The sequence below is a fragment of the Parabacteroides faecalis genome (assembly GCF_022809355.1).
Lineage (GTDB): Bacteria > Bacteroidota > Bacteroidia > Bacteroidales > Tannerellaceae > Parabacteroides > Parabacteroides faecalis.
In genome coordinates this window covers 1-2,361 of sequence record NZ_JAKZMM010000103.1, presented here as the reverse complement: position 1 = coordinate 2,361, position 2,361 = coordinate 1, and the positions used below count along the sequence as shown (strand labels likewise).

The 2,361-nt window shown below is 43.3% G+C and carries 2 protein-coding genes; both read left to right on the top strand.

Annotation, left to right across the window (positions count from 1 at the left end; translation table 11 throughout):
- Positions 1–165: 165 nt before the first annotated feature.
- On the top strand, positions 166–1,089 hold the full coding sequence (locus tag MUN53_RS18250) for a DUF5106 domain-containing protein (protein ID WP_243326839.1): 924 nt from the start codon (positions 166–168) through the stop codon (positions 1,087–1,089).
- 75 nt (positions 1,090–1,164) lie between these two features.
- On the top strand, positions 1,165–2,076 hold the full coding sequence (locus MUN53_RS18245) for a cation diffusion facilitator family transporter (protein ID WP_243326838.1): 912 nt from the start codon (positions 1,165–1,167) through the stop codon (positions 2,074–2,076).
- Positions 2,077–2,361 lie beyond the last annotated feature (285 nt).

The window sequence follows — 2,361 nt, the reverse complement described above, 5'->3', positions numbered from 1 at the left end:
CTTTATTGTAAATTAATAGTTTGATCACTTCTAATCTACTAATAATCAGCGATAAGCACAACCTTTTATACATATTTATTTTATCAATTTAATTCCGCCAACGGGTTATTACTTTTGTCGAAACTATAAACATACAAACATAAACAACGCATAAACTCAACTTCTATGAATAAGTTATTACTCTTACTGATCGGACTTGCCGGCCACTTGTTTCTCCCAACAGATTTAATGGCCCAATCAGGAACAAACAGCTTTACGCTTCCAGTCATTCCGGATACACTTCAGACAGTTGAGTCGCGTTCTTCCTATCTAGTAGCGCACTATTGGGATCGTTTCTCGTTTGCCGACAGTCTGCAATTCATGAACCAGCCGGAAGTTGTCGAACAGGCTTTGGTAGATTATGTGGATCTTTTCCGCCTGGTTCCGGCAGCAGAAGCCGAAAACTCGTTGTCGGCACTGATGGACCATGCATCCGTCACCCTCAATGGGTTCTTATTTTTTTACAATACCCTGGAGAAATATCTTTATGACGCTACTTCGCCAATGCGAAACGAGGCACTGTTTATTCCGGTTCTCCAGAAGATGATGGCATCAGACAGACTAAATGACGACGACAAACTGCGGCCCGCCATGTTATTGAAGTCGGTAAGCAAAAACAAAGTGGGCAGTACGGCAGCAGACTTCAGTTATACAAAATCTGACGGTAGCCAGCACCGGCTTTCCGAACTGCAGACTCCACTCATCCTGCTTCTTTTCTTCGATCCAGAATGCGACGATTGCCACCAAGTCATCCTACGTCTGGAGAAAATGACGCAGCTCAATCAGCAAATCTCGGATAAGCAATTAACCATCCTGGCCATTTATCCGGGAGAAAACAAACGCTTATGGCAAACTATGGCACAACAGATGCAGCCGTCGTGGGAAATAGGAATGGACGAATCACAGGCAATCTACGGAAAAGAGCTGTATGATATTCTCGGTTTCCCGTCCATGTATTTGTTAGATCAAGATAAAACAGTCATACTCAAAGACTGCAGTCTGACTGCATTGGAAGAATATTTCGGAACTAATGCAAATACACATAAATAGGTATTGCAAAACAACGTAGGTCTTTCTACTTTTGCTTGGGTTAGAAACGAATATATACAATTAAACAAACGAGAAATGGCAAACCATCACGAACATACACATCATCACGAGCACCACTTGGTGCCGGCTTCGCTGAACAAAATATTCATCTTCTGCATCGCGCTCAACTTGTTGTTCGTCGTTATCGAAGCAGGCGTCGGGTTTATCTACAATTCATTGGGCTTACTTTCCGATGCAGGCCACAACCTGAGTGATGTATTCAGTCTGTTGCTGGCACTGATTGCGTTTCGGATGGCAAAACTCCATGCCACCCATCATTTTACCTATGGATACAAGAAGGCTACAATTCTGATTTCGCTGGTCAATGCCGTGATTCTGCTGGTTGCCGTAGGTGCCATTCTGATTGAAAGTATTTATAAACTGAAACATCCCGAACCGGTATCGGGCCAAGCCATCAGCTGGACAGCCGGCATCGGTATTCTCATCAACGGACTGACAACTTGGCTATTGATGCGAGACCGGAAGAAAGATTTGAACGTACAAGGTGCATTTCTCCACATGATGATGGATACACTCGTTTCCGTTGGAGTTGTTATCTCAGGTATCCTGATCAGTTGCACGGGTTGGAACTGGATTGATTCAATCATCAGTCTGCTCATTGCCGCAGTCATCCTGTTTTCTACCTTCGGATTATTGAAAGAAAGTCTGTTTCTCTCCATCGATGCCGTTCCATCGTCGGTACATCTGGAAAACATCCAACAGGAAATCGAAGCTCTTCCTCAAGTAAAAAGCTGGCATCACCTACATATCTGGGGAATCAGCACTACCGAGAATGCCGCCACGGTCCATATTGTTTTGAACAATATTGCAGAAATGGAGTCGGTCAAGCCCCGTATCAAACAAATTTTCCTCTCGGCAGGAATTTCACACAGTACCATCGAATTCGAATCAGTCTCTTGCCAATGTCAGGACCTGAAATGCTCTTGAGCCAGCCTTCCGCATCAGATCTTTTATCAACGAAACAATGACCTTCCAGCCCCAAATATACCGGTTTTCATATTTTTGACAGCTGTCGTAAAGCTTTACCATATATGTGCTAAAGCTTTTTGACGGATATGGAAAAGCTTTAGCACATCTGTCAAAAAATTAAAACCCTACGAGAAACAGGGCTGACGCATTACAATCATTTTTTACTGGAATCTATTTTATTACAAGGAGGATTCCAGTCTGCATCAAGTAGTTCTACGAGGAAATCAGAATTCCATCCTGCCA

Coding starts and splice junctions, on each gene's coding strand:
- MUN53_RS18250 (WP_243326839.1), top strand. CDS start 166: ATGAATAAGTTATTACTCTTACTGATCGGACTTGCCGGCCACTTGTTT.
- MUN53_RS18245 (WP_243326838.1), top strand. CDS start 1,165: ATGGCAAACCATCACGAACATACACATCATCACGAGCACCACTTGGTG.